Source organism: Arcanobacterium sp. (ex Cirak et al. 2026), from assembly GCF_053585065.1.
In genome coordinates, this window is sequence record NZ_JBQJCE010000026.1 from 1 (window position 1) to 1,260 (window position 1,260).

Annotated in this window: 2 protein-coding genes; one reads left to right on the top strand and one right to left on the bottom strand. The window is 49.7% G+C overall.

Annotated features, from left to right (window positions below; translation table 11 throughout):
* Window positions 1-86: 86 nt before the first annotated feature.
* Window positions 87-320, bottom strand: a complete 234-nt coding sequence (locus ACTOVJ_RS08235; RefSeq protein WP_449504203.1) for a CsbD family protein — start codon at window positions 318-320, stop codon at window positions 87-89.
* 607 nt (window positions 321-927) lie between these two features.
* Between ACTOVJ_RS08235 and ACTOVJ_RS08240 the strand changes: the two genes are divergently transcribed.
* Window positions 928-1,260: hypothetical protein (locus ACTOVJ_RS08240; RefSeq protein WP_449504695.1), on the top strand; the 333-nt coding region annotated here is incomplete at its 3' end.

A 1,260-nucleotide genomic window follows, 5' to 3' on the forward strand; every position in this document is an offset into this window, starting at 1 on the left:
CTCAAAAAATTAAAATTATTTCTTTAAAAAATTTGGGGGGGCCCCCTTCCCACCCCCCGCCCCCACCACCATTTGTTGATGAGGGCTTACTTCTCCCCGAAAATCTTATCCTTCACGCGCTGTGCACCTTCCTTAACGGTGGCAGCAGCTTCCTCAAGCTTGTCCTGTGAATCAGCAAGAAATTCCTTGACTTTACCTTCGCCCTGATCAGCCTTCCCTTCGGCCGCCAGTTCCTTATCATCAGTGAGGTTGCCGAGAGCCTCTTTCGCCTTACCGCCAAGCTCCGTTGCTTTTGCGTCAGCTTTCTCTTCGAATCCCATGATTCCTCCATTCGGTTGTTCTTACAGCTAGCCTACGACTCGGAGGAGATACATGCACATCAGTTCGCGTTGAGGGCAATTTGTAGATGTCGGCGGCTACAGGGCGCAAAATCAACACCTCTGAGTTTCGCGTGCGAAAACATAAACCCTCCCCAATAAGTAACACACAAGCAAAATGAAAAATGCGGGAACAACAGCTGCCCGTAATTCATCACCGATCGCCTGGCCAATACTAACGAGCCCAGCGGACGGTAAGGAACAAGCTACTTTCGCCGTCATACCAAGAGCCCAACTCAAACCAAGCTCGGCACCACGAACTGCGGTAGGAAACTGTTCGGCGTCGAATACATAGAGAAGTTCGCACTTTTGTCTCCAAATATCATTACTAGGATGATCCCCGCTGTAATTCACCATCATGCAGCGGGCACGGTTGCTACACCCTCCGCGCCCTCTAACTGCACAACCCCAACAAAAACAAGCCTACTGGAGTAAAGCGGAGCCTCGTCCTGTCAATATGCCACGACGTCGAAACGGCATGAATCCGGCAAGACAGAGAATCGACATAACATTCAATCCGCCCACTCACACGTCAACTGCAATACATAACATGCAGGGAAGACTCAACCCCGGTAAGGAAAAAATCGAGAAAACGGTAAGAAATGAAAACAGACCAATGCAGCGCAGCAGCAACAAAGCTGATAAGAAAAATGCCGAAAACCTCAGCGATATTCGCGACGATCGTCAAGACAATCAAAGTCAACGGCTTCCCATGAAGCCGGATGTCACCGAACAAAGTATTCATGATCGGCTTCATTTTTTTGTTTTGGGTGTGGGTGTGGCCCCCGTGTTCCCCCCCCTTTTGTGGTCTTCTTTTCTTTTTCTGTGTTTGTTAACAAGAAAAGAAGAGAGGGGGTGGGGGGGTGTGGGGGCCAGTGACTGT

What these genes read in the sequence shown, in the direction of transcription:
- ACTOVJ_RS08235 (WP_449504203.1), bottom strand. Translation starts at nt 320, where the DNA reads ATGGGATTCGAAGAGAAAGCTGACGCAAAAGCAACGGAGCTTGGCGGT.